This is a genomic window from Xenorhabdus khoisanae (assembly GCF_001037465.1).
GTDB lineage: Bacteria > Pseudomonadota > Gammaproteobacteria > Enterobacterales > Enterobacteriaceae > Xenorhabdus > Xenorhabdus khoisanae.
The window spans coordinates 1-24,996 of record NZ_LFCV01000142.1 but is presented as its reverse complement, the minus strand read 5'-3'; the positions used below and the strand labels follow the sequence as shown (position 1 = coordinate 24,996).

General features: G+C 42.2%; 18 protein-coding genes and 1 pseudogene. 10 read left to right on the top strand and 9 right to left on the bottom strand.

Going from position 1 to position 24,996, the window contains the following annotated elements; all coding sequences use genetic code 11:
• The first annotated feature begins 184 nt into the window (after positions 1 to 184).
• A complete protein-coding gene (locus AB204_RS17610) occupies positions 185 to 793 on the top strand; it encodes a hypothetical protein (protein WP_047964686.1) in 609 nt (202 codons plus the stop codon).
• 125 nt (positions 794 to 918) lie between these two features.
• Here the strand turns inward: AB204_RS17610 and AB204_RS23870 are convergent.
• Positions 919 to 1,242: pseudogene (locus tag AB204_RS23870) on the bottom strand (SDR family NAD(P)-dependent oxidoreductase); the annotation flags it as partial.
• A gap of 609 nt (positions 1,243 to 1,851) precedes the next feature.
• Between AB204_RS23870 and AB204_RS17605 the strand changes: the two are divergent.
• The 8 genes from AB204_RS17605 (at position 1,852) to AB204_RS17570 (ending at position 11,201) form a co-directional block, all read left to right on the top strand.
• The gene (locus AB204_RS17605) at positions 1,852 to 2,316 is read left to right on the top strand and encodes an acyl carrier protein (protein ID WP_072061470.1); all 465 of its coding nucleotides are present in this window, start codon (positions 1,852 to 1,854) and stop codon (positions 2,314 to 2,316) included.
• Positions 2,317 to 2,414: 98 nt separating this feature from the next.
• The gene (locus AB204_RS20940; protein WP_053067941.1) at positions 2,415 to 3,680 is read left to right on the top strand and encodes a beta-ketoacyl synthase N-terminal-like domain-containing protein; all 1,266 of its coding nucleotides are present in this window, start codon (positions 2,415 to 2,417) and stop codon (positions 3,678 to 3,680) included.
• Between the two features lie 3 nt (positions 3,681 to 3,683).
• Complete coding sequence (locus tag AB204_RS17595; RefSeq protein WP_047964685.1) at positions 3,684 to 4,799, top strand: hypothetical protein; 1,116 nt, start codon at positions 3,684 to 3,686, stop codon at positions 4,797 to 4,799.
• Positions 4,799 to 6,073 (top strand): beta-ketoacyl-[acyl-carrier-protein] synthase family protein, encoded by a 1,275-nt coding sequence (locus tag AB204_RS17590; RefSeq protein WP_047964684.1) that lies wholly within the window; start codon positions 4,799 to 4,801, stop codon positions 6,071 to 6,073. The genes AB204_RS17595 and AB204_RS17590 overlap by 1 nt, the downstream gene beginning before the upstream one ends.
• A complete protein-coding gene (locus AB204_RS17585) occupies positions 6,060 to 6,815 on the top strand; it encodes a beta-ketoacyl-[acyl-carrier-protein] synthase family protein (protein WP_161796580.1) in 756 nt (251 codons plus the stop codon). Before AB204_RS17590 ends, AB204_RS17585 begins: the two co-directional genes overlap by 14 nt.
• 14 nt (positions 6,816 to 6,829) lie before the next feature.
• The gene (locus AB204_RS17580; RefSeq protein ID WP_047964682.1) at positions 6,830 to 9,670 is read left to right on the top strand and encodes an aminotransferase class III-fold pyridoxal phosphate-dependent enzyme; all 2,841 of its coding nucleotides are present in this window, start codon (positions 6,830 to 6,832) and stop codon (positions 9,668 to 9,670) included.
• Positions 9,667 to 10,443 (top strand): SDR family NAD(P)-dependent oxidoreductase, encoded by a 777-nt coding sequence (locus tag AB204_RS17575; RefSeq protein ID WP_047964681.1) that lies wholly within the window; start codon positions 9,667 to 9,669, stop codon positions 10,441 to 10,443. Before AB204_RS17580 ends, AB204_RS17575 begins: the two co-directional genes overlap by 4 nt.
• 14 nt (positions 10,444 to 10,457) lie before the next feature.
• The gene (locus AB204_RS17570) at positions 10,458 to 11,201 is read left to right on the top strand and encodes an SDR family NAD(P)-dependent oxidoreductase (RefSeq protein ID WP_047964680.1); all 744 of its coding nucleotides are present in this window, start codon (positions 10,458 to 10,460) and stop codon (positions 11,199 to 11,201) included.
• Between the two features lie 51 nt (positions 11,202 to 11,252).
• Here AB204_RS17570 and AB204_RS17565 read toward each other — a convergent pair whose 3' ends face one another.
• The 4 genes from AB204_RS17565 to AB204_RS17550 all read right to left on the bottom strand — a co-directional run bounded on the left by AB204_RS17565 (position 11,253) and on the right by AB204_RS17550 (position 17,438).
• Entirely contained in the window at positions 11,253 to 12,071 is an 819-nt protein-coding gene (locus AB204_RS17565) for an energy transducer TonB (protein ID WP_047964679.1), read from the bottom strand.
• A 24-nt stretch (positions 12,072 to 12,095) separates the two neighbouring features.
• The gene (locus AB204_RS17560) at positions 12,096 to 15,074 is read right to left on the bottom strand and encodes a TonB-dependent receptor domain-containing protein (RefSeq protein ID WP_047964678.1); all 2,979 of its coding nucleotides are present in this window, start codon (positions 15,072 to 15,074) and stop codon (positions 12,096 to 12,098) included.
• A 60-nt stretch (positions 15,075 to 15,134) separates the two neighbouring features.
• Positions 15,135 to 16,607, bottom strand: a complete 1,473-nt coding sequence (locus AB204_RS17555; protein WP_047964677.1) for a porin family protein — start codon at positions 16,605 to 16,607, stop codon at positions 15,135 to 15,137.
• A 90-nt stretch (positions 16,608 to 16,697) separates the two neighbouring features.
• On the bottom strand, positions 16,698 to 17,438 hold the full coding sequence (locus tag AB204_RS17550) for a Slam-dependent surface lipoprotein (protein WP_047964676.1): 741 nt from the start codon (positions 17,436 to 17,438) through the stop codon (positions 16,698 to 16,700).
• Between the two features lie 511 nt (positions 17,439 to 17,949).
• On the opposite strand from AB204_RS17550, the gene AB204_RS17545 reads away from it, so the two are divergent.
• Entirely contained in the window at positions 17,950 to 18,714 is a 765-nt protein-coding gene (locus AB204_RS17545) for a GNAT family N-acetyltransferase (protein WP_047964675.1), read from the top strand.
• On the opposite strand, the gene AB204_RS17540 is transcribed toward AB204_RS17545, so the two are convergent.
• The 4 genes from AB204_RS17540 to AB204_RS17525 form a co-directional block, all read right to left on the bottom strand.
• The gene (locus tag AB204_RS17540; protein WP_047964674.1) at positions 18,711 to 20,084 is read right to left on the bottom strand and encodes a porin family protein; all 1,374 of its coding nucleotides are present in this window, start codon (positions 20,082 to 20,084) and stop codon (positions 18,711 to 18,713) included. The two genes, AB204_RS17545 and AB204_RS17540, sit on opposite strands and share 4 nt — an antisense overlap.
• A 137-nt stretch (positions 20,085 to 20,221) precedes the next feature.
• Positions 20,222 to 20,932, bottom strand: a complete 711-nt coding sequence (locus AB204_RS17535) for a Slam-dependent surface lipoprotein (RefSeq protein WP_047964673.1) — start codon at positions 20,930 to 20,932, stop codon at positions 20,222 to 20,224.
• Between the two features lie 213 nt (positions 20,933 to 21,145).
• Complete coding sequence (locus AB204_RS21610) at positions 21,146 to 22,309, bottom strand: MFS transporter (RefSeq protein ID WP_047964672.1); 1,164 nt, start codon at positions 22,307 to 22,309, stop codon at positions 21,146 to 21,148.
• Between the two features lie 29 nt (positions 22,310 to 22,338).
• On the bottom strand, positions 22,339 to 24,972 hold the full coding sequence (locus tag AB204_RS17525; protein ID WP_268802307.1) for an aldehyde dehydrogenase family protein: 2,634 nt from the start codon (positions 24,970 to 24,972) through the stop codon (positions 22,339 to 22,341).
• Positions 24,973 to 24,996: the final 24 nt, after the last annotated feature.

Here is a 24,996-nt window from a genome sequence, read left to right as displayed (position 1 = left end):
ACCCTCCTTGAGGGGTACCTGCTTGCACAGTCTCTTGAGCTAGAGATGTGATCAAGAGACAGGCTAATAGCGGGCTTTCTTGATAAACTCATTGCAACTTAGTTCGCAGGAGCTGTCCTTAGAGAGCTTACCTGAAAATAGGTCTAAGCGCTTACAGACTAATTATACGAAACGGACTAAATTGATGCAACTTTTCGACTATGAACAAATTCAGAATGACGGATTCTGGCCTAAAATTCTGGATGTGAAAAATGATAAAAAGGGTAACCCTGTACCTTGGGATCTTCTGATACCAAGGATGCTTCCTTACCATCGCTATAGATCGCCTGATTATTGGAAAAAACGCAAACATCAAGATCAATTATATGGGCGGTTAGAAATGATTGGCTCACTGAGGAATCGTATAGCTCACTTTGAACCAATCTGGAAACAAGGGGATCTATATGAAGAAATTCGTTATCGCCAGAACAAGCAACGGAATTTATTGCAAAAAGCGCCAGTGGATATTATTGACTCTTTATCGAGGTTGAATTTAATCCATGATAACGCACAGGAACTTTTGGGATGGCTGTCTAAATCGAGATTGAAAAGTTACAAAAATAGCTATGTATACGATCAATTAAATTGGCTGCTGAGTAATAACGGTGTTGAAACGTACTTACAACAGCGTACTCTATTAAAAATTTCGAAAACAGAATTCAAAAGAAACTTAACTGGCATCATAAGAAAAAAACAACCTATTGTTTTAATTGACAAAGGAAATGTACTGGGTAGATATTTTCCATCCTATTAATTGTATTAGTCCAGATTAGCGCTGACACTTCAATTTGAAAAGAAGAGTAACATACATCTCCCAATCGAGATGACTTACCGTATGGCGGGAAGGTTTGAGTAAGTCTGTTTTGATAAAAACCCCAAAAAACGCTCGTCTATTTCTCTCCACATATCCGTATCGACAATATCTGGACAGTATGCGTTCACGGTGATACCAGCATCGGCATATTCTTTGGCTGCTGATTGGGCCAGAACGCGTACGGCAAATTTGGTTGCTGAATATATAATCGATGATTTTGTTTAAGTCTTCTGGTTGCACATCAGAGATAGGTTTTACCTGCACAATGCCGGCATTGACACCAAAACTCTCAACTTTTTTTTCACTTCTCCGAGCTTATCAATTTTGAGAGCTACCAGAGAAAGATTAGCCCCTTCTTTGGCTAACTTGAGCGCAATACTACGACCAATTCCTTGTTAGTCATGTTGATCGTTAGGTTGGATTTGGTGTTATTCCAACAACTCCAATACAGCATATGTGACAAAGACGATAATTATAGATTAAATCACTAGCAGATCTTGATAATAATAAAATAATATAACACTTCCAATTTCAATATTGATCCTGGTTAACAAAAGGTCAATTAGTAATTTTTTATGGGATTTGTCTTATTGTTTTTAATTGTGAAGTTGTAATTTATGGCCTTGTTATTAATGTGTTGTATTGAATGTGAATAATTTTCATTTTGTGTGGTAAATTAAGCCGATTGCAGATATTTTTCATCGTTTATAAATAAATTGGCATTGATGTTTCTGATGAATTATTTTTTCTATTAGCAATATTCTTTATGGGTGTTTTTTATTAAAAACAAAGGGTTGAATGAGATCGTTTTGATTGATGGCTCTTCTTTAAGAGACAAATTATTACTTTTAAATTAACTATTTGAAAATTAATTCCTGGCGTAATTATTTTTGTTGTTATAAAGAGTTTTTATTAATTGACACAAATAAACGAGTTGTGAGAATTTAATATTCTCCTTGGTGTTAATTACTAACTATTTAATTTGGAACGGGTGCTGTATGAATAAATATGTCTCTGCTGTATGTGAGGAGCTTTCCTCTATTCTTTTTATGGAAGAAAATAACATTAAAGAAAATTCTTCATTGATTAATGAACTGGGCGCTGATTCTTTAGATGTTATCGATTTGTCATTTAATTTGGGTAAAAAGTTTAAAATAACGATGCCGACAAAAAGTGTTTTTGCTCATGCCCAGGAAATTCTCTCTGAAAGTGTATTATCAAGGCTGTTGAATGGGGATGTCCTCACATCAGAAGGTAAGGGATTGCTCATTAGTAGCTGTTATAGCTATACAGAGGAGCAGTTGGAAACGATTAATACGCTGGGTGATGTATTTGGTGAAACCAATGTACACAACTGGGCTTCATTATGTCAGGCAGTGTGTGAATCTAATGGAAAAACGGCCGATGAGCTCATTATTGGCGAAATAGAAAAATATTGTTCAGATATTCAGGTTAAATCATAAGGTTAACTCTGAGTGTATAAAAACAAATAACTTTTTATTTTTGCATATAAATAGAAAAAGTTCGGCTTTAATAGCATATTATTAAGGTGGAAATAACTATGGCTGGTGTCCCTACAGATAAAATTGTTGTAACCGGTTATGGTTTGATTGTTCGTAATCATGATTGCCCAAGTGATTTATTTAATTCATTGGCAGAAGGGAAATCACTTATCTGTGAAGATGAGCTATTAAAGGAATATGGAATAACAAACATTCCTAGTGCCAAGTTATCGTCGGAAGATATAGATAGGTTACGTAGTCAATTCAGTTTTGCAGGACAATTATCCAATAATCGTGTTTTTTTGATGGCCTATAGTGCAGCAGAAAATAGTCTGCGCATGGCAGGATTAACAGATGAAGTACTGAATCAAGCTAACTGTGAATTATTCTTTGCCAATAATAAGATGTTTCTTGACAGTAAATCCTTGTCTCATTGCGCCAATGAAGAAAGATTTCAGTCATCAGAATATATTGATATTGAACATCTTGGGGCATTAGTGCCCCCTTATGAAGTTGTCGAAGAGCTGGCGAAGCGTTTGCATGTTCCGGCTTTGCCAAAGGTTTACAGTGACGCCTGTATTGCAGGTATGAGTGCGCTTTATTCCGCATATCAGAATCTCAAAAGTGGCAAGCTTGATATCGCATTGGTGGGTGCCTCAGAAGAAGCCACCCATCCGATCATGCAGGTATTGTTTAAAAAAGTCAGGGCACTTTATAACGGTAAGTTTGCGGATTTACATCAATCTTCACGGGCTTTCGATAAAGACAGAGCAGGCTGTGTTCTGGCCGATGCGTCTGCGTTTTTAGTTGTAGAGCGCTGTTCTCATGCTATTGCCAGAAAAGCGCCAATATTGGGAGAAATTGTCGGAATATCCCGCCTGTCTGAGGGATATAAAATGACCTCCACTGACTTATCTGGTCAATATTATCTCGACTGTATGTCTGCGGCGTTGCAAGAAGCGGGATTATTACCGGAAGAGATAGACCATATTAATTCTCACGGCACTTCCACGGTGAGTAATGACCTCGCGGAAAGCAAAGCGATTAATGCGCTTTTCTCCCATAATCCTCCGGTTATATCCACCAAATCAGCGACAGGGCACTCACTCGCCGTGAGTGGGTTATTGGAGGCCATACTTTCCATTGAGACACTGAAAAATGGACTCATTCTTCCCAGTTTAAATTTTTCTGATTTAGGAAAAATGGATGGCGTTATCAATATCAACAATTCAGCAAAAGCTATGTCCGTCAATTACATCATGAGTAATTCCTTTGGTTTTGGCGGGGAAAATAGCAGTTTGATCTTGAAACGGGCAGGGGGGTAAATCATGGGTATTTATATTACCAGTGGAACGAGTTTGCTTCCCGATGGCCTGAGTGTGGATGACATTATTCATGGCAGGATACCAGACGTTCATTTGCCAGCCGATCCTTCACATTTGCCCAATATTTTAGGTGAACGGTGCATTGATGAAACCGCTTTTGCCATGCCCCGTATGGATAAGATTGTCCGGCGGGTTGCGAATGCACAAAGCAGATGGGTGCTCTATACGGGAATTAAGACTTGGGAAAACAGTATTGGCGACAGGTTTTCCCCTGAGCAACGCGGATTATTCATCGGACTGGGAACCAGTGATGCCGACGACAGTTCAACTCCCATCGCTTTTGATGCAAAAGATGATGAGGATTATGTTGTAAAGGCATTAGTTGAAACGCCCCCATTGATGGGATTGACACTGTTAAATACTTCAACGGCCAGCCATCTCTCTCAGCATCTTGATATTACTGGAGATAATGGATTCTTTTCTCCTCATGTCGATGCCGGGGGAAATGCCCTTTTGGAAGGTTATTACAGTATCAAAGAAAAACGCAGCCAGTTTGTGTTATGTGGGGGAGGTAGCCAGAAAATCTCCACATGGTATTACCTTGCGTATGAGAATCTCATTAAAGGTGTTCCGTGGATACCCGCAGAAGCAGCTTCATTTATTACGTTGCACGAAGATAGCCATCATGCGGACAGTGAAATTTCTCAGGTGTTTCGCACTCTCCTTCTCCATCGTGATCACGTTGGGCGTCTTCTGGCTTGGATGTCGGGGGAAAAGATGTCGGAAGAAAAGGTGTCGGAGGAAAATAGCTCACCCGCTCAAATAATCCATGTCGGGAAAATCACAGATGAGTTTACGGCGCAGGTTTATGACACGTTCCCGTCTGCGGCGCAGTTTAATCTTGATAAGGCATTGGGATACTGCGGATCAGCGGCTCCTTTTGTCGCGATTAATCTGGCGATTGAGATACATAAAAAAGGCACGGCTATCGATAACGTTAGTCGAAATGCCCGCAGCCAGCACTCTTCTGGTTTGACATGGATATTGGTTCATGGGCTGGAAAATCAATGTACCGCCATTTTACTTCGCATGGGGATGCTTAACGGAGGAGAACAGTGATGATTTCTGAACATCGTGTGATGGTCACAGGTATAGGGATCGTCAGTGCCTTCGGGACTGATATTGAGGATTTCTGGAAAAGGCTGTGTGATGGAGAGTCTGCCGTCAAGCCGTTAATGTTTGCGGATAATGGGACGTTGCCAATCAAATATGCGGCCCAAATTGATTTTGATGCATTGCTTGCCCGGAACTCCGGCTACTTGCCGGAGACAGGCATCACAGACAAACGTGGTGTGATGGGCGTGATTGCCGCCGCGAAGGCATTGGAAGATGCAGCGTTGGAACCACGGTTGTTGGCTGAGGAACGCATGGGGATTTATGGATGCAGCGGAATCGCTGATGTCACTGAAAATGACAGACATCTGGGGCGTCATCATAATGGCTCGGTCATGCAGGCTATGTTTCAGCAACGTAATAATCTGAATCCCTATTCCGGCATAAGATGCAGTAATGATGGCATGGTCATGGCAATTGCCCGCCGATTTGGGTTAACCGGGCCTGTTGCCAATCTGAATGCGGCGTGTGCTGGCGCAACGCATGCCATTGGGTTGGCATGTCAGGCCATCAAAAGACAGGAAGCTTCTATCATGCTGGCGGGTGGGGCAGATTCCGTCATTAGCCTGCGTACATTAGTCGGATTGAATTTATTGGGGGCAACGGCCGTAACAGAAAAATGGGGAAGCAAGCTTTGTCGCCCCTTTGATAAACATCGCAGTGGGCTGGTTGCGGGTGAAGGCGGGGCGTTTTTGGTGCTTGAGAGTGAAGAAAGCGCACTGCGCAGGGGAGCCAAAATTTATGCTGAGATTAAAGGGTATGGTGCTTCCCTTGATGCCTATAAACTGACTGCTCCCCATCCCGATGGTATCGGCGCGGAAAGCGCCATCAGGCAGGCTATCAGTGATAGTGGATTGCAGCTGCACCAGATTGATTATATCAATGCCCATGGCACATCCACTCCCCTGAATGATGAACTGGAAACGTCAGTTATCAAACGCATTTTTGGCACTCAACCGCCATTAGTATCATCAATCAAATCCATGTTGGGGCATTGGATCGCGGCTGCGGGGGCGGTAGAAGCCGTGGCAACGGTTTTGACTGTGAAAAAACATTTTATTCCCCCCACCATCAACCTTGAAGTCCCTGATCCTCTCTGTGATTTGGATTACGTTCCACAACAAGGGCGGTCTGCGCCTGTGCACAACGCGATAACAAATTCGTTTGGGTTCGGTGGCATTAATTCGTGTCTGGTCATTGGGGAATATGATGGAAAGTAAAAAAATCCAACTCATGGGTTATCACCTGAACTGTGATCACCCACAATTTAATCGTTCGGGTTCTGACAAGGATGGCAGGGCATTGATTAAAAAAAGAAAACTCAGGCGTTTTTATTCCCGGGGGGCGGAAAAATGCCTGATTTCAACCAGAAAGCTATTGTTGTCAGCGGGCCTGAACATTGACGATCCCACAATAAAATTCGGATTGTATGCCACCCAATATGGCTACCTTCATCCAATGCCTTGTGAACTGCTGCCGGAATGGGAACCCGATGGGATAAAAAGTGTAAATGATATTTATCAGGCTATGTGGACATCGGAGCGGGTCAACCCTTTCTTAATCACCCTGTCGCTCAGTAATAACCTGCTGGGTGTGCTTTCTCAGGAACTGGGCCTTCAGGGGGATTGTGCTTCGTTTCTTCGTGGAAATATGGGATTGCTCTCTGCGTTTAAAGAAGCGGAGCTATTGCTGAATAACGGAGTCATTGATTATGCGTTAGTTGTGGCTTCCGGTATGGGGAAAGTTGGCGATGCTCCGCAATCTGATGCTTCTGAAACGTTTGTTGAGTTTGGCGTTACCTTCATTTTAACCCGTTCAGCACAGGAAGATTACCCGATTATCGATATTGCCTCTCTGAGCCGTCTGTATCATGAAGGACATTATTCCGCCGAAACACTAAGTTTTATCAATGACATAGCTGAAGTTATGTCCTCAACAGAATTGATTGAAAATTTTAATTAACAATAGGGTTCACTATGGAAAGTTATGCTGCATTTTGTAAGCCTCTGCTTACCCGTGCTTTGGCTTCTATTGGTTTAAACAAGACTTACCACCGGGCTTCTGGAAATTTTCTCTATTACAAAAATGAAGATGGACAGGAAATTGAGGTATTGGATCTTCTGGGAGGATATGGTGCGACATTACTCGGGCACAATTCCCCTGTCATCAGAGAAAAAATCAAAAGCTATCTTGATGAAGAAATACCGGTTCATAACCAATTTTCTATCAGAAAGCCCGCTGCGTTATTGGCAGAAAGACTGAATGCGTTGTTGAAAGAAGAAACTGCAACCCGTGGCGATTTTGTATTCTGCTTTGCCAGTACGGGAGCAGAATCAATGGAAGTTGCATTGAAAAGTGTCGAATTTACACGTAATGCACAACTGCTTGCACTAGAGCAGGAAGTGGCTCAGGCTGCCAACATACTGGAACACGGGGCTGAGATAGTCCTGACGCAAGAACAGAAACAGCAATTACGGCTGGAAGAAAACCCTACGGCTCAAGAGATTAAGCTGGCTTTGTCTGCATTCAATCAAGCTCAGTTAGATTCAAAGCCGGTTTTCCTCGCTCTTGAACATGCTTTTCATGGAAAGATGATGGTGACAGCGAACTGCACACATGGTGGCATGTATCGCGATTATTTGAAGCGGCTGAAAATTAACACGCATTTCCTCTCTTCTGCCCAATTGGCGGAATTTGCCGAAATGGGGGAAAAAACCAATGACATTTTAAATGGTTGGATATGGTTGCCGCAGGAAGTGAACGGTCAGATTGTTTTGAGCAAAAAGAGAGTCAGAACCGTTGCGGCACTGCTGGTAGAACCCGTTCAGGGAGAAGGCGGCGTTTATCCCCTCAATGCAGAACAAGTGGCTGGCATCAACCGGTTAAAACAAATCCTTGGGTGCCCGGTTATTGCTGATGAAGTACAGGCGGGATCAGGGCGGTGTGGATTCTTGGTCGCTTCGAGTGATGTGGGCATTGATGCAGATTATTATGTGCTCTCCAAAGCATTGGGGGGTGGATATGTCAAAATTGGGGTGGTTGCTATCCGTCAGGAAAGTTTTACTCCCGGATTCGATTTAATCCAAAGTTCAACATTTGGCGAAGATGATTTCTCTTGTCGTGTTGCGCTTGATTATATAAACCTGCTGCATGCTGATCAGCGTAAGCTGCTGACGCAAGTCACCCAACTGGGAAATGAATTCAAAACGCGACTGGAGGATTTAAAAGCACAATACCCTGATGTTATTCGGGAAGTTCGCGGAAAGGGATTGATTTGGGGAGTCGAGTTTTATGATGTGGTTAATTCAGATTCCTACATTTTGCAAAATATCTCAGTACAAAGCGGATTGGGTTATGTGATCAGCGGGCATTTACTGTGTGGCAGCCATATTCGGGTAGCACCTTCCGGTAGTGCAGCTAACGTAATTCGTGTAGAGCCTTCCGTATTTTTGGATCTTCCACAGGTTATCCGTTTTATTGAAGCACTTTCCCGCATTTGTCTGGCTGTTCATCATGCCAACGCTGGCTTTATTGTCGCGCCTCTGCTTGGGAAGTCACTTCCATCCATTATTACGGATTATCGCCGCAGAAATGAGGATAAAGAAGATGACAGTGAAGCCGATTATAAGGCCGCTTTTGTGAATCATTTGATTTCGGCGGATTGGCTGAAAGAAGTTGATCCTTCTTTTGCTCTGTTCAGCGACGAAGAAATGGCGTTATTTGTTGAAAATACCAGCTTTAATCTTGCAACCAAACCGTTTAAACCCGCACGTATTCGCTCGGCTAATGGTCAATCGGTGAGTTTTACGCTGTATCCGATCCCGGTGACCTCAAAAATGATCAAGTCAGCACTGGCACAAAATGATTTAGAGAGGCTGCGGCATGAAATTGATATTCGTGTTGCTCAGGCTGCGCAAGCCGGTAATACCGTGGTTGGGTTAGGCATGTTTACTTCAATCATTACTAACAATGGTAAATCAGTAAAAAATAACCAGATAAGCGTGACGACGGGCAATGCTCTGACTGTGGGGATGGGGATTGAAGCCTTACAAAAAAGCATGTTGCATCAGGATATTACCCAAATGCGCATAGCAGTGATTGGGGCAGCGGGAAATATCGGTCGGGTTTATGCCGAAATTCTGGGGCCACAATCTCAGGAAATGGTACTGGTTGGCAGTAATAATCATGGTTCAGTGAAAAAACTGAATGAAGTGAAATACCAGATTTATCAAAACATCTATGAACAATTTGTGGTTAATTCCCAGCCTGTTATGGGAGGATTGGCAAAACGTGTAGTGGATTGCCTTTCATTAATGCCAGCGAATTTCCTCACAGGAAAACCGGTGGGTGAGGCGATAGATCACTACCTGAACCAGCACCATGCTGATCAAGCCTTCATTCGTATCTCCCAGAATATTTCTGATATTGAGCATTGTGATGTCATTGTCTGTGCCGCTAATGCTTCAGAAGCCTTTATTCCGGTAGATAAGATAAAAACAGGGGGCATTGTTTGTGATATTTCGGTGCCGCACAACCTGTCTGATGACGATTTAATTAACCGACCTGATATCCAAATTCTGCGGGGCGGCATTGTCCAGACGCCTTATCATGACAGTCTTGATCCCAGAGTCAGAGCCTACTTGGGGGAAGGTCAGCTTTATGCTTGTATGACGGAAACCATTTTACTGGCACTGGAACAGTACAAAGGAAATTTCTCATACGGGAATATTTCCGCGAAGCAAGTTCTCGACATTATGGCACTTGCCAGGAAACACCACTTTACCCTCTCTGAAATCAAAGGGAATTCCAGCTTATGAGTGAGAATATCAGGGATAAAATAACATCCACGCCGGAATCTGCTGCTCCCTGTGCCATTGTCACTGGCGGCAGCAAAGGTATTGGTCGGGCGGTGGTTTTGAGTTTGTTAGATAAGGGATATCGGGTCGCTTTCTGTTATCGCCATGATACCCCTCAAACCGCCGATTTTATCGCCCAAGTCACACGTGACTTTCCCGATACCCTGCCTGTAAGAGCGGATCTTGCCAAGGCAGAGGACGTCAGCGCATTTATTAACACCGTGGGCGAGGCATTCGGCTGCATTGACCTTCTGGTCAATAACGTCGGGATTACAAGGGACGGGTTATTGGCAACGATGGAAACCAAAGATATTGAGTTATTGATAAACAACAACTTATTAAGTTATATCCTGTGTAGCCGCGAAGTCTTGAAGGCAATGATTCCGCAGCGTCATGGGCATATTATCAATATCTCATCCATTTCAGCCCAACGGCCTAATAAAGGGCAATCAATCTATGCTGCGACTAAAGGTGGAATAGAATCACTGACAAAGGCGCTTGCCGTTGAAGTGGCACCCAAGAATATTCGGGTCAATGCGATTGCTCCCGGGATTATTCAAACAGAGATGTCAGAGAACCTATTAAAAACACATAAAGAATTAATTAATAGCAAAGTATTGCTCAAACGCGTCGGTGTTGTCAGCGAAATTACCTCGGCAGTTCATTTCCTGATGGAAAATCATTACATGACGGGAGAGGTAATTAATGTCAACGGTGGTCTTGCATTGAGTTAATGAAGGAAAATGTCATGTTGACGTTTATTGTAACGGGTGCTGCCAGTGGAATAGGCTATGCGGTCTGCCAGAAATTGCTGACGGCTGGCTATCATATTATTGCTATTGATATTAATCACGAAGGCTTAAATAAACTGGCGGAACAATCTCCGGATTTAATTGAGACAATTCAAATTAATTTAGTTGATGAAAACGCCATAGCTAATCAATTGATGCCCTTGCTTAAGGAGATCAAATTACAGGGAATAGTTATTAGCCATGGTAAAGATCATGACAATGAAATTTGTGATAATGATATTTGGGATTCGATATTGGCGACCAATCTGCATTCAGTCCAACGCTTATTGTCGAATGTTGTGCCGGATATCATTTCTGGAGGCAGAATTGTCATTATTTCGTCTATTCTTGGTAAGGCAGGAAAGAAACACAATAGTGCTTATTGTGCATCAAAACATGCTTTGCTTGGGTTAACGAAATCGCTGGCGTTGGATTTGGCGGAAAGGCAGATTACCGTCAATGCGGTATTGCCTTCTTGGGTAAATACACCCATGTTGCTGGAAGGGTTAGAGCCACAGGCAAAACTGCTTGGATGTTCAACTTCGGCTTTACTCAGGCGTATCGAAAAAAGGCTCCCGCTGAAACGATTGGTCAGCCCTGAGGATGTTGCCGGTGCCGTGATGTTTTTCATTTCTTCAGACGCAGCCATGATTACGGCCCAAGGGTTGGTGATTGATGGCGGGGATGGGTGTGGAGCATAAAGGTTAGCCACAATGACGAAATCCTCGTTCCCTTTGGGAGCGAGGATTGATTTATCTCAACGTAAAATCGAGTGTTAATGTCACATCCGGTTCCATGCCGGCAGGTCTGGGGCCAACGGAATTGGCGCGGTTAACCGCATTGAGTGCGGCGTTATCTAATGTGCTGTTACCGGAAGAACTCCCCACGCTGGCAGCGCTTAATGTACCATCATTAAGCAGGGTAAAGTTGATCGTGACTGTCCCTTCTTGCTTCATTCTTTTTGCTTTGCGGGGATAATCTTTGTGGCGTTCAATTTCCTGCCGCAGTCTTGCGTGGTAATTATCTACGGCACTATTTCCTTGCCCCACCAAAGGCTGTGAAGTTGTAGCCCGGCTTATACTGCTTTCTGAATTAATTTGATCGCTGCCATTGGTTTGTTGCTCTGTATGATTATCTTTCTGTACTTGTGGTGATTGAACCGGTTTCTTCTCTGCCACTTCTTGCGGCTTTTCTTTCTGCTGTTTTTGGCGTTTCTTCGGCTTGTTGGCGTCCAGCGGTTTCTCCACTTTATTTTCAGGGTGAACCGCCTTATCCAGCACGATTTCCGGTTTAGTCGGTGATTCCGGTGCCGTCAAAAGTGGGGATGGGGGAGAAACCGGTTCCGGTTTATTCTCCCGGGATGGGGCGGCCACCATCGTAATGGATAGTTCCGTCGCAGAAGCGTTGTTGTTGATATGATGGGCAGTGTCATCATACGAAGCGTGTCGGTTTAACAGCCATATCAGACTGGTATGCACTAAAATGGCAATCAGGATACCAGTCAGAAAGCGCTTTCCGAGTATCAGTGAAGAATTAGCGACTGGATTATCCAATATGGCTGCGTTGGTCATACGATCCTCTAATAAAACAAGCCGCTAGAACTGACTGGTCAGACTGAGTTTAAAGGTTCTGCCCGGCGCGGGTATCATCGAACGGGTCAACGGATCGAGATAATAGCGATTGGTCAGGTTCGTGCCCGTCAGCTCTACCGATATATCTGGCGTGATTTGATAGCTGATATAGGCATCAACGGTGAATACCGGGTTCCAGCGCATTGGGTTGTTGGACTGCCCTTTATAAACATCCGGTAAGGCATTCATCAGCCATTTTTCATCTTTGTTTTCTGCCTTGCTGTGGTAGAGCATCCGGCTGCCCAGCTCCAGTTTTTCATCAAGCAGGCGTCCGCCGACGGTCAGGTTAGCTGAATATTTCGGTTGGATGGAGGTACGTAAATAACCACCGGGAAAACCGCCATCAATACATTCAGGAATGTCGTAGCGATTTTGGGAATCCATTCTCATGACCGAGTTATTGTCACACACCTTGTTTTTCATGTTATAAACCAGCCCCATATCGGTAAAGAAACTGCCATTATCGTAACGCGCCTGTAATTCCAGACCGGCCAGTTTTTGTTTGTCCAGTTGGGAGAATTTATAGGTATTATCCCTGTCGAAAACATGCTCAATAACTGTATTGTAGTAAGAGAGTTTAATATCGGCATGGCGCTCTGCATTAACCAATTGGCTGAAATCATAGACGAAACCGACTTCTGCGGTTTTGGCGCGTTCAGGTTTGAACTGTTGGCCTACCCGGTTAGTTTTGGCGCCTGAAAAACCGACGGTATCTTCAAAAATACTGGGCATTCTTACTGCTTCGGCGTAACGGGTATAGATACGGAAATCATCTGTAATATAAGCGGTAGCAGAGAAGGTCGGAGCCCAAGCGTGATCCTTGCGTTTTGAAGGCGTTTCCCAAGGATCGTCAACAGCAGGGCCTGATATGCCATTTGCATCAATTCTTGTGCCATATTCATATTTATAGACTTCTTTACCGCTTATCGGGTCGATAACCTTTTCATTCATATCCAGTTGGCCATTGAAATAGGGGTTATCGCTTTTATTGAGTTGGCCATTGTCGGGATCGTAATCCCAAGTAAACGTTTCCCTAACCATTTTATGCTTTAGGCCATTACGTGAAGTAATACTCTCTGTCTTAACAACAGAGTATTCAGTTATGATCTTATTAAGGAACGCAGTTCTTTCTGCTAAACTCATTCGAGAGATTTTGTTTGATTTTATATAGTGCTCTCTTTTCTGAATCATATCAGCTTCTGCTTCGGTCATGGTTCGTAAGTAACTCATTTCATGCCCAATGATTTCCTTCTGTTTTGCGTAATGTTCATCTCTTGCGGCGCGTCGTTCGGTGAGCAAATCATCTTTAGACCAATAGGAGACACGTTTGGCTCCAGCGCTCAATGCCAGCCATGAAGTTGGCCGCCAGTCAAAGTTAAAGGCAAGATTGATTTCCTGCCGTTGCCCTTTTCGTGCAGGCGACTGGAAAAAGTACATATTTTTAGAATTGTAATCATCATTGGAGTTAAGGCGCTCACGTTGGAAATTCCCGATCAAAGTCAGATCCAGACTGGGATGTAGGGTAAATTTATTGGAGAGATCGACCCCCCAACGGTTGTTCTGGGAATGGGTGACGGCGGTATTGATCAACGTGCCATCAATGTTAGAATTTCTTTTACCGTGACCGTTTTCCCAATTCCAGTCTCTATCAATGGGGCTACGGGGGTATCCACCAGCAGTATTGGTATTGCTGGTGGTGCGGGTTGCCCACAAATTCATGTCAAAATCAATATAAGGGTTATCTGTGGGCTGCCATTTATAGCTCAGGTTAGCCGCTTGCTGGTGGACTTTAGCCAGAGGCCATTGGGGAACTTTATTTTCTTCGGGTTTAATCCAACCCAAGCGTGAGGGCATAATATCGCCAAATTCCATGCGGGTATTGCGAAAGGCCAATAACAATGCCTGATCATCAGAGAAACGCCAGCTATTCTTGATTAGCACAGAACGCATTTCACTGGATGTGTTGGGAACTTCATTACCGGGGTGATAGATACGGGCAGCAAATGGCAGATATGGGTCTAGTGTTGTTCGAGCTCCCTTCATTAGTTTCCTGTCTGATTCCGTAATGGGGTCGTCATAACGATGGGCACCGCCTTTGCCGGCAAAATAGTTACCCTGACGGCGGTAAGAATAGGCCAGCATGAGGTCAAAATATTCCTGCCGTGCACCCACTGCGATGCGGAAGGCATTGTCCTTGAAACCGAACAGGTTACTGTCTTTTGATGAATGAGGGGTGATCTGTAAAGCAGGATCAGTTTCGATACCATTTTGGGTAAAATTTGGAATGTCGCGGTAGTCCTGCCCCAATGACAGCGGAGGCGTGCGTTCTTTCACTGAGTTACTACTGGTTTCCAGTTTGGTATTGATACCGAAGGTTTCTCCTTGCGGTACGACATCATCAATGCCCAATGTTTTGATGGATACTGCACCACCGATTGAACCTTTAATCCTGCGGTTCAGAGAGGGACCTTTTTCAATTTCGATGCTACTGATTAGGTTTGGATCGATATAGTTGCGGTTATTGGCTCCATGATAACCACGTCCTACGGTAATCGCCTGTTCTGTTCCATCAATGGTGACGGGAATGCGCCCCTGTCCCTGCACTCCACGGATATTGATATCCAAGGCTCCGCTATTGCGGGCATCACCGCTGTATACGCCAACTGCCCCTTTAATTAAATCGGCGGGAGAAGTACCCTTATAGCGTTCTATTTCCTTTTTGCCGATATAAATATTGGAGATATCTTTGTCATAGACCGCGTTATAACCCTCTTCATCTTTATCGTTTTTATCCGTGACATGAATCTTGCCCAGATCCGTCTTGCTGCTTGAAGTTGTGACAGTCGGTTTGGATTCGGCAAACAGAGGCGGTACTGCCAGTGAAAATGCCAGTGACAATGCAATTGTGATAGGGGTGAACTGGGTTTTAACTCGGTATGCCATTGATATCCCTCGCCTCGGTTTGTCGATTATCATCAAAAATAAAAAATCATCAGATTTTGATTAAAAATACTTTTCCAGCCTTATCAGCACTTCGTTTTTGTTATAGCTGTACAACCAATCCACATTGCTGTGATTGCGTCGGTGGCGGAAAGTGAAAGAAGGTGTCATTCCCCATATTTCAGCGGCAGGAACTTTAATGACAGCGGTATAGATCTGTTCTGTATCCTGACGTCTGGCCCTCAGCATTGGACTGAAAGCGCCAAAACGGCGTTCTTTCAGCGTGGCAAACAGTGAACCATTAATGCCGGGATAGAGTTGTCCGGCGACGCCTGCCCGAACGCCCCATTGTTGATAGCGATCGACGGCATGTTGGTCATTACCCCGATAAAGCCAATCGCCGCCGCCAAACAGCACAAAGTCTTTGCTGATGGCATGGGAGAGGGTGAGGTAGGTTGAGGAAAGAGCACCATCTTTCCGACGGAGATTTTGTTGATGACGCAGCTGTTTATGCTCAAGTTCAACATTCAGGGCTGTCTTAGTGGTAAATACCCATCTCCACTCTGTTTTAGCACCGGTGGCACGGTAATAGGTATCGCCTGCACGCTGCTTATATTCAAACAGAGGACCAAAGGCGAAATCGTGACTTCTGCTTTTATAGCTGTATCCGCCGACCATCAGGAACGTATTTTCGTTTTCATCATGGTGATCATGATAATTTTCGCCATAAATCAGGCCGCGGCCAAAAATGCCATGATGACCAACAAGCTGATAGCGTCGGCTTAATGTTGCGTCATAAGACATGCCCCATGCTTTGATGGCTTTGGGTACGTTCCGGGAATCGACGCATTGTTCCCCTCTGTATTCCTGACAACTGGGATCCTGATCAGGAGACATATTCACATTATCGTTATAGGCATAACCCGCTGAAAAAGAGCCGCGCCAGCCATTTCTCAGCTCTATCGCTTCCAGATAGCTGTTAATGTTTTTCAGGACGGCTTCGGGTAACTGCTTTGCTTCATTCAATCCCGCAAATAGTTGCTCAGCTTCCCGATTTTTATGATCCTCAAAATAGACACGGGCCAGTTCCAGTTTGATACGGGGAAAATCGGGTTGTTGATTCAGAATCTGTTGATAATGATAGGCCGCGAGATCTAAGTCTCCCTCAAGACGTGCCAACCCGCCTTGGGCAAAATTGACCAACATAACATCATACCCAGACAGTTTTTGGTAAGCTGCCAGAAAGCGCCTGACGTCCTCCCACTGCTGGTGGTTAATGGCAAGGAATAAAGCCTGACCGATGTCATCAATATTATTTTCAACCTGAAATGTTTGCCCATTAATCACAATCAATGAAGCATCATTTCCAATGAAAACAGGATCTGGTGTAATCAGATTGGTTTCATTTTCCTGTTGGTTATGTTGTGCATCCTGCCAGATTTTTCGTGGAATATCTTCATCGGCATAAACAGGCAGGGAGAGGCATAGAGCCATCAGTGCCGCTGATAATATTGGTGCTATTTTGTTGTCAGACATCGGGAAACCGGATCATAAAGCCACGTTATTAGAAATAAATAAAACAGAAAACAGTGCCAACAATGGCACTGCTCTCTGAAAAATTAATGATTACTGTTTAGAACCACCGAAAGCAGTATCTTTGGAGTGATCATCATCAAATGAGGTATATCCGGCCAGACTGGAAGCACTGTCGCCAAAGAAGTGACCACTGGTTTCCCCAATCAAATCATCAGTCATGGCCACGCCGTCAAACTTAGCGTCAGAGCCGATATTGGCATTAACATCTATCGTCATCGCAGTATTTGCCAGTGAGCCGACCAGCGTTTTCTCGCCAAAATCTGCGGTAAATGTACCGGACAGTGCATTGTCACCGCTGTATTGGTTAATACCTGTCACCGTATAAGTTGCTGTGCCATCGGTTGGAATATTGGTGGTCACGTCCTTGCCTGCATAGTAAGCCGTATGGGTTTTATCTGATGCTTTACCTGTCTGAGACCATTCACCAAAGTAAACATCTGCATTGGCAACTTTACTGAAATGGAATACCCCCATACCGCCGTGAGAGCCGGGTGCACCTGCCATTGAAATATTATGAATACCATTGCTGTCAGCACGTGCCATGCGAGTCAAACCGGCAAAGCCAGTGATTTGACCACCATAAACGGAACTGACACCAATACCAGGTTCGCCACCTGCACCACCGTGAGAACCTGAACCAGCCTGAGTCGCCCCAACCTTAATGTGTGGTGTGGTATCTATCTGGCTCTGACCAAATCCAACTGCTGCCTGAGCTTGTGCCATAAATCCCAATGCACCTAAAGCGGCGACTAATACGTTTATCTTTTTCATGATTATCCTCGTTTGGAATGGGGGATCCCTCGTTACCCAATCTTAAAAAGCGGCCTGAGTTATTGCGCGAAAAAAACGTACACCGTTCAAATGATAATGTAAATGATAATTATTACTATTTGTAACGTTTTTTGTGGGGGTTATCGATGGTTTTTTTGTGCAATTAATTGAATTTTAATTATTTATTTTGCTTTTTGGTGAGAAGGGAATAATCTAAATTTTTGCTAAAAATGTGATACAGTTAGATTTAATCACCTAACATTATTGTGTTATTAATAATATGATTATCAATCAAATAATAACTTTGGTAACAAAATGTTAATTATATAAATATTCATGTAATTAATTTTATTAAATCAGAATTGATTTTTTCTTGTTAAGGATAATTAGTGCTTTGTTGTAGGAAGTAATCGCCTATGATTAAATTAAATATCAAAGAATAAAGTAATGATATATTGTTAACTTATTATTCTATTTCTCTGGCTGAGAGAGTTTTAATAGGAGCTTTATCATGGAAGCAAAAATCATTATTCAGTCTGCTGAAGAAAGGACAGATCTTGAAGATGCTATTAATACGCTTATTTATAGCAATTGGCCTGAATTTATGCATCATGATGCAGTTGCTGAACAACATTGGCATAAATTATATGAACCTGATTTCAGCCGTTTTCAAAAATTTGCCATTTTGCAACAAGAAGATGAAGAGCGTCTTATTGGGATACTAAGTTCAATCCCCTTTCCCTGGGAATACAGTTCATTAGATCAGTTGCCCGATGAGGGATGGGATGCTGTGTTCCATGCGGGTGGAGAGGCAAAGGGAAAGAAAAAAGCCAATATGGTGTCAGCACTGTCCGTAACGGTTGATCCAGAATTCAGAGGTCAGAATGTGCCTGCTTTACTTATTAATAGCGTAAAACAAACCGCTCGTGAGGCAGGATTGGATGGGCTGGTTGTTCCCGTCAGGCCAAGTTTGAAAAGCCAATACCCTTTGCAGGATTTTGTACAGTATTGTGAATGGAAAAATGACAAAGGCGAACCGTTTGACCCGTGGATCCGCACCCATTGCCGTTTGGGTGCAAAAATCATCAAGCCGGCCCTCCGTTCTATGGATATTTATGGCACAGTGGAACAGTGGCAGGCGTGGACAGGGATGAAATTTCCGCAAAGCGGGGAATACATCATTCCGGGCGGTTTAGTGCCATTGGTGGTGGATGCTGAAAAACAGATGGCCTATTACATTGAACCTAATCTGTGGGTGTTTCATCGCCTCGGCTAGAAATATTTCTCTAGTTGTATCTGTACTTCGTTTTTCTCATAGCTGTACATCCAGCCCACATTGCTGTGATTACGTACGTGGCGGAAAATTACAGATGGCGTCATACCTAATACCTTGGTGGCAGGGAATTTAATGGAAGCAGTATAGATCTGTTCATCATCCTGACGTTTGGCACCCAATAATGCGTTGTAGGCCCCAAAGCGTTGCTTTTTCAGTGTGACAAACAACGAGCCATCAATGCCGGAATAAAGCTGTCCGGCTATCCCCGCAGTGACTCCCCATTGCTGATAGCGTAATGCGGGTTGTTGATTGTTCCGATAACTCCAGCTAGGGCCACCAAACAGAACCAGTCTATTGTTGATGGCATGAGATAGGCTGACATAAGATGAGGAAAGAGTACCATCTTTACTGCGGTAAACTGACTGATAACTCAATTGCTTATGTCCAATTTCAACGTTGAGCGTGGTTCGGGCGGTTATAGCCCACTGCCATTCTATTTTTGCACCAAAGGCATGGTATTTGGTACTTCCTGCCTGTTGTTTATATTCAAATAGGGGACCAAAGGATAAGTCATGGTTCCTGCTTTTATAGTTGTAGCCACTGACCAGTGAAAATATATTCTCGTTTTCATCGTGGTAATGGTGATAGTTTTCACCATAAATCAGTCCGCGACCAAAAAGACCGTGATGGCCGACAAGCTGGTAACGGCGGCTTAACGTAGCGTTATAAGTGATCCCCCATTCTTTGATAGCTTTTGGTACTTTCCGTTTATATACGCATTTATCTTCCCTGAACACCAGGCAAATCGGTTCCTGATTTGGAGATATATTTATATTATCGTTATAGATATAGCCTGATGAGAATGAACTGCGCCAGCCATTTCTTAGGGTTATTGCTTTTATATAACGGTCGATGTTTTTCAAAACCGTTTCTGGTAATTGGCGTTGTTTACTTAATCCATCAAATAACTGTTCAGCTTCCCGGTTTTTGTGATCTTCAAAATACACACGAGCCAGTTCCAGTTTGGTGCGCGTGAGATTCGGTTTTTGGCGTAGGATTTTTTGGTAATAAGAGGCGGCGAGCGTCAAATTTCCCTCAAGACGCGCTAGCCCGCCTTGAGCGAAATCAACAAGTAGTGGATCGTACCCGGGCAGTTTTTGATAGGCTACCAGAAGACATCTAACGTCTTGCCACTGTTGATAGTTAATAGCAAGGTACAGTGCCTGGCCAATATCTTTAAGTTGTTGAATATTATTCTGACTATACCGTGCTTCTTTCCAAAGTTTGTGGTTAATATTTTCACCGGCATAAGCTGATAAGGCGAGGAATGAAGTCAGTAGCAATATCGGAAATTTTCTCTTGTCAGCCATAGCAAAATACCCTCACAAAGCCCATTTTATTGAAAAGGAATAGCAATATAGATGGCAAAAAATAGGGCAAAGAAAAGCAGATGAGGAAGAGAAAATAACAGTGCCATTTCAGGCACTGTTATCTGTAAAATTAGCAATTACTTTTTAGTACCGCCAAAAGCAGTATCCTTGCTCCTGTCGCTATCAAATGTGGCATAACCAGCCAGAGAGGAGGCTGAATCACCAAAGAATTTTCCCTCGGTGCGGCCATTAATATGATCATCGGCAGTGGCCTTACCTGAAAATCCGGCATCGCTATTTATGTCGGCATCAAGGCTTATTTTTCGTGAACTGTTGCTTAGTGAACCTGTCAGTTTTTGTCTGTCAAAGTCTGCGGTTAATTCACCGGAGAGGCGATTATTACCGTTATATTGGCTAATGCCTGTCGTCGTATAGGTTGCAGTACCGCCCTTTGGCATATTCGTTGTTACATCTTTACCTGCATAAAAAACAGTATGAGTTTTATCCGATTTATCGGGGGTAGTTTGTGCCCATTCACCGAAGTAAACTTCTGAATTGGGGACTTGAACGATATCGGCATACTGGTTTTTAAAACCTGAAGCATGCTCCAGCTTGAAACGATAGACGCCATTCTTGTCACGTGTAGCCAACGTTTTCAGATAGGAAGCAGTGTAGAGTTCACCATTATTAACGATGCTAATGCCAATGGCGGGTTCGCCGTCTTTCTCTCCGATTGTAAGGTGTGGGTCAGTTTCTGTTTGGCTGATACCATATCCAATTTTTGCTTGAGCCTGTGTTATCAATCCCAAAATACCTAACACAGCGATTAATATGTTGATCTTTTTCATTATTAACCTCACTGGGTATAAAGAATATGTTGTTATCCTGTCATAAAAACGCCTTTTGCTTTCCGTTTGAAATAAAGTACACCCAGTAAACAGTCATGTGAATCATAAGTGGCAATATGTTGTCATTTTGTTAGGTTTCGTTGTGTGATAGAACGGATAAGATGACTCATTAAGAGTTGATTGTTTTTTTACTGTGAGGAAGGGAGCGAATTATTACCCTGCTTTTCTATCAAGTATGGGTCTTGCTGGAAACCAGTGTGAAACTATAAACAATAACCCAATAGAAATAAGGGTAATAATAAATCCTTTTTCGTTAAATAAATCCATTGCTACACCGGTTACTAAGGGACCGGTAAGGCTGCCAATTCCCCAAATGACACCAAATAAGGCGTTTATGGCAATTAGCATCTGACCAGAATATTTTTTTCCTGCTCTTACCAATGACAGGGTATAAATACCTCCACCAAATGCTCCCATTATGATGACATCAATCCATAAAAAAACGGAATTTACCGTAAAGGGGAATGCTAATAAGGAAAGAGTGAAAATCACGCCACAAATAATATGCATCCGTTTCAAATTGGTCCTGTCGGCAAGCCAGCCGATAGGAACCTGAAAAATAGCATCCCCAAGAAAGATTAGTGTTATCAACGCCATGGTTGTTGTTTCGGGGATCCCTAATGACAAGCCATACAGTGGAAACATGGAGAGTGCCACTGCATCAAAAGAAGAAAAGCAAAGGACCCCAATGATAAGGCAGGGGGCAGACATTATTAATGGTAATACGGGAAACCTGCTTTTTTCTTCTTCTGGTTGTGATGATATTGATGCAGAAGGATTTATCAATATAAGAGCAATGCAAAGAAGAGCAAGCATGGCCAATAATATTGCAGGAATCAGTGAAGTGATGCCAAATATTGAAATCAGTAATGGCCCTAACAATTGACACCCGGTGAATGCTGAGGTGTACAGTCCCATTAATGTTCCTTTGTGCTTGTCATTGGTATTACCGCTGACCCATGATTCTCCGATAACTACGATGACGCCACAGGCAAACCCCATCAGAAATCGGGGAATAGCAAGATAATATATTTGGTTTAAATGAGTAGAAAATAAAGTTGAAACCGTAAGTAATATTAAGCTAAAGCTCAATAACTTATTTAAACTATACAGACGGGCAAGTATGGGGGTCGCCATGGAAGAAAACAGCATTCCTACAGCAGGCAGTGCCGATATGATACCCAGTAGTGTTGAAGTGTGTTTTTGTCCGGCTAGCTTTAAACTGACCATTGGCAATGTATATCCCATAGCTAATCCTACGAGAGATGCTCCCAAGATGATGGACACCATATATGATTGATTAAAGCTGGATGACATATTTATCTCTTTACCTTTTATCTCGTTACCTATAGTTGTGGTTTGACCAGATATCGATATATATCCCTTTGTGGTAACGTGCTCCCGTTAATTCTATTGCCATCATACCAAAGGCATGATGCTGCTGGCCCTTGTCCACCGTATGGAAGATAACCATGTTCTTCCAAATGTAAATCAGTATTATTTAGTATGCTTTCCGGTAAGTGTAACTTTTTATTTAATTCATTACTGATATAATTGCTTGTGCCAAATAAAGAAATATACATAGCATTGGCAGGATAACTTGGATTGGAGAAATAATCATCTAGATTTTGATCTTGTTGATATTTCTGCAAAAAGAAAACAGGAGCAAAGAATTCTTTGTAATTTCCACCCATAGAAAGAGGTTTTTCAAAGATAGTGGGTTTTATCATGCCAGTTATCGGATTTATTTCTCCACCATAGGTACAATAATCCCGGTTTATTTTAAATATTGATGCGATCTTTATACAATGGTCTATATCGCTGTTAGGGCCTACTATATTATTATGATCAGAATAAGCCCCGACTTTATCTTCAATATCTTTCAAGCGGGTAATTAAATTATCCCTGAATGAATCATATATATCATTGTGTACTAATATAGCATTGGGTCCGGCACAATCTTGTCCCTGATTATAGAGAACAACCCGTTTGGCGCTTTCAATCGCTGTATTTATATCTGCATCCTTTGATATGACCAACGGGTTATGTCCGGCACCATTTAAGATAAACAAGGTGTTTTTCCTGAAATGCTTCCGAACTTTAATTGCATTTTCTGGTGTCCCTGTAAATATAACGGCATCAGTTACATTTACCCTTTTACTTAAAAAAAGCTCTTTGTTTTCATAGGAAATTGAAAGTGATGAGGATATTTTTGAGAGATCAATAACATTCTCAAACTTTTTATAATGAAGATGCATCGCTGTAGGAGGACGGATACAAACATTCTCAGCCATGAGAGAGGGAATGAAACCAAAACAGACAGTTGCATAAATGGGTTGGTTAAGAGGCAGGAATGAGGTGACACCATAAATATGGTGGTTGAAATATTCTTTGTTTTTATCAATGTTTTCCAGGATATCCACTGATCGATAAATTTCATCTTCAGTGACTATTTTACATTGATATCCTGATAAGGCATCAATCAGGGCATTCCTATTTTCTTTTAACTGCAAAGATAGAGCGTCACATTTTTCCTTGATTTGATTGAAGTCAATCTTGCTTAGTAATTTTGTCATTTTTATTTCGTTGCCCTTATCTTTATTTATCTTCATGGAAGATTCAGTTGTTTTTATTTCATTATGAGTTTCTTTGTTTTCTGATGTTAATGTTTGGGGTTTGGTGAAGTGTTCAATGATATATTTTGTATCATTAATTTTTATCCATGTTTCAATTCTGGGTCCGCAGATGTCACCAAATAATCCTCTGTAAAGTAATGTCCATATTTGTGATGAATCACGTTCAGGAAAGTATTTTGTGAAAGAGGAAAGTATAAGTTTGTAAATATCTTCCTTAGATAAAGTTTCTTCTTGTTTTATTGATTCGGCGATAAATGAAAAATAATCCTTTTCTCTCGTTGTTGTTAATCCATGGTTATTGTGTTTATTAGTCTTTAAATAATAATTATAACTAATTATAAGTTCATTTTCTGATATGGTTTCTCCATGTTTCTGATATAAATCAAGAAATTTTCTTGCAGAAGAAATATTGGTGGGTTTTGATGCTTGTAATATTCTGGATATTTTAAAAAAAGATAAGCGCTTTTTGTTTTTATTGGAGATATTGACTTGGTCGTTTAATCTAGGTGTTTGTTCGATATAAAATTTAGTGGATTTTTTGGGATCTTTTGATAAGTGGGTCTGGATGGCTTCGTGTGTAAGAAGATTTTTGGCATCATCCAGAGAGAATCCATTACCTTTTGATTTAGATATTTTTTTCCCTGAAGCATCAAGAAAAAGGCCATATTTATAAAGAAGTGGTACAGGTTTATGCAATGTGGCAAAGATTTGTCGGGCAACAGACGCTGAATCTGTCAGATCCTCACCATGCATTTCAAAATGAATATTCCTATAGAGTAAACGCATACTCCAATCAGCTTTCCACTGGAGTTTTGCTTTGCCATTAAATACTGAAACAGTTTGTTCTTTGTCTAAAACCTCTTCCGGATAAAGTTCTTGCAGTTCTACACCATATTCATGTCCGGGTTTATTAACTATTTCATCTGAAGGTATATAATAAGTTATTTCTCCATTATTAACATCTATATTTGTTATAATAATATGCTCAAGGACTTTACCTGTTTTTTCAGAAATTGGCATTATAATATTATAGGTTCTTTGTCTTAAAAAACCTGTGGACTCTTTACATATTTTATTTATACTGGGGAAATTTTCGAGAAATAATTTTATTAGAGAATTATAATCTCCATTTTTATAGGACAGAGAATTTTTTACTATATTGCAATCTACATTATACTCTTTAGCCAATTCAAATAATCGGCTTTCGGCCATCTCTGAAAATGAAGAGTAAATACCGAAAGGATCTGGGACTTTATTTACAGGCAGCCCTAAGTATTGTTTTAGTTTTTCTGGATTGGGAACATTGGATGGAATTTTTCTGACGGAGTCTAAATCATCTGAAATTAAATAGAAATTTACCTATCTACC

Bases quoted from the DNA above. Each gene is read 5' to 3' on its own strand.
- AB204_RS17610 (WP_047964686.1), top strand. From the start codon at position 185: ATGCAACTTTTCGACTATGAACAAATTCAGAATGACGGATTCTGGCCT.
- AB204_RS17605 (WP_072061470.1), top strand. From the start codon at position 1,852: ATGAATAAATATGTCTCTGCTGTATGTGAGGAGCTTTCCTCTATTCTT.
- AB204_RS20940 (WP_053067941.1), top strand. From the start codon at position 2,415: ATGGCTGGTGTCCCTACAGATAAAATTGTTGTAACCGGTTATGGTTTG.
- AB204_RS17595 (WP_047964685.1), top strand. From the start codon at position 3,684: ATGGGTATTTATATTACCAGTGGAACGAGTTTGCTTCCCGATGGCCTG.
- AB204_RS17590 (WP_047964684.1), top strand. From the start codon at position 4,799: ATGATTTCTGAACATCGTGTGATGGTCACAGGTATAGGGATCGTCAGT.
- AB204_RS17585 (WP_161796580.1), top strand. From the start codon at position 6,060: ATGATGGAAAGTAAAAAAATCCAACTCATGGGTTATCACCTGAACTGT.
- AB204_RS17580 (WP_047964682.1), top strand. From the start codon at position 6,830: ATGGAAAGTTATGCTGCATTTTGTAAGCCTCTGCTTACCCGTGCTTTG.
- AB204_RS17575 (WP_047964681.1), top strand. From the start codon at position 9,667: ATGAGTGAGAATATCAGGGATAAAATAACATCCACGCCGGAATCTGCT.
- AB204_RS17570 (WP_047964680.1), top strand. From the start codon at position 10,458: ATGTTGACGTTTATTGTAACGGGTGCTGCCAGTGGAATAGGCTATGCG.
- AB204_RS17565 (WP_047964679.1), bottom strand. From the start codon at position 12,071: ATGACCAACGCAGCCATATTGGATAATCCAGTCGCTAATTCTTCACTG.
- AB204_RS17560 (WP_047964678.1), bottom strand. From the start codon at position 15,074: ATGGCATACCGAGTTAAAACCCAGTTCACCCCTATCACAATTGCATTG.
- AB204_RS17555 (WP_047964677.1), bottom strand. From the start codon at position 16,607: ATGTCTGACAACAAAATAGCACCAATATTATCAGCGGCACTGATGGCT.
- AB204_RS17550 (WP_047964676.1), bottom strand. From the start codon at position 17,438: ATGAAAAAGATAAACGTATTAGTCGCCGCTTTAGGTGCATTGGGATTT.
- AB204_RS17545 (WP_047964675.1), top strand. From the start codon at position 17,950: ATGGAAGCAAAAATCATTATTCAGTCTGCTGAAGAAAGGACAGATCTT.
- AB204_RS17540 (WP_047964674.1), bottom strand. From the start codon at position 20,084: ATGGCTGACAAGAGAAAATTTCCGATATTGCTACTGACTTCATTCCTC.
- AB204_RS17535 (WP_047964673.1), bottom strand. From the start codon at position 20,932: ATGAAAAAGATCAACATATTAATCGCTGTGTTAGGTATTTTGGGATTG.
- AB204_RS21610 (WP_047964672.1), bottom strand. From the start codon at position 22,309: ATGTCATCCAGCTTTAATCAATCATATATGGTGTCCATCATCTTGGGA.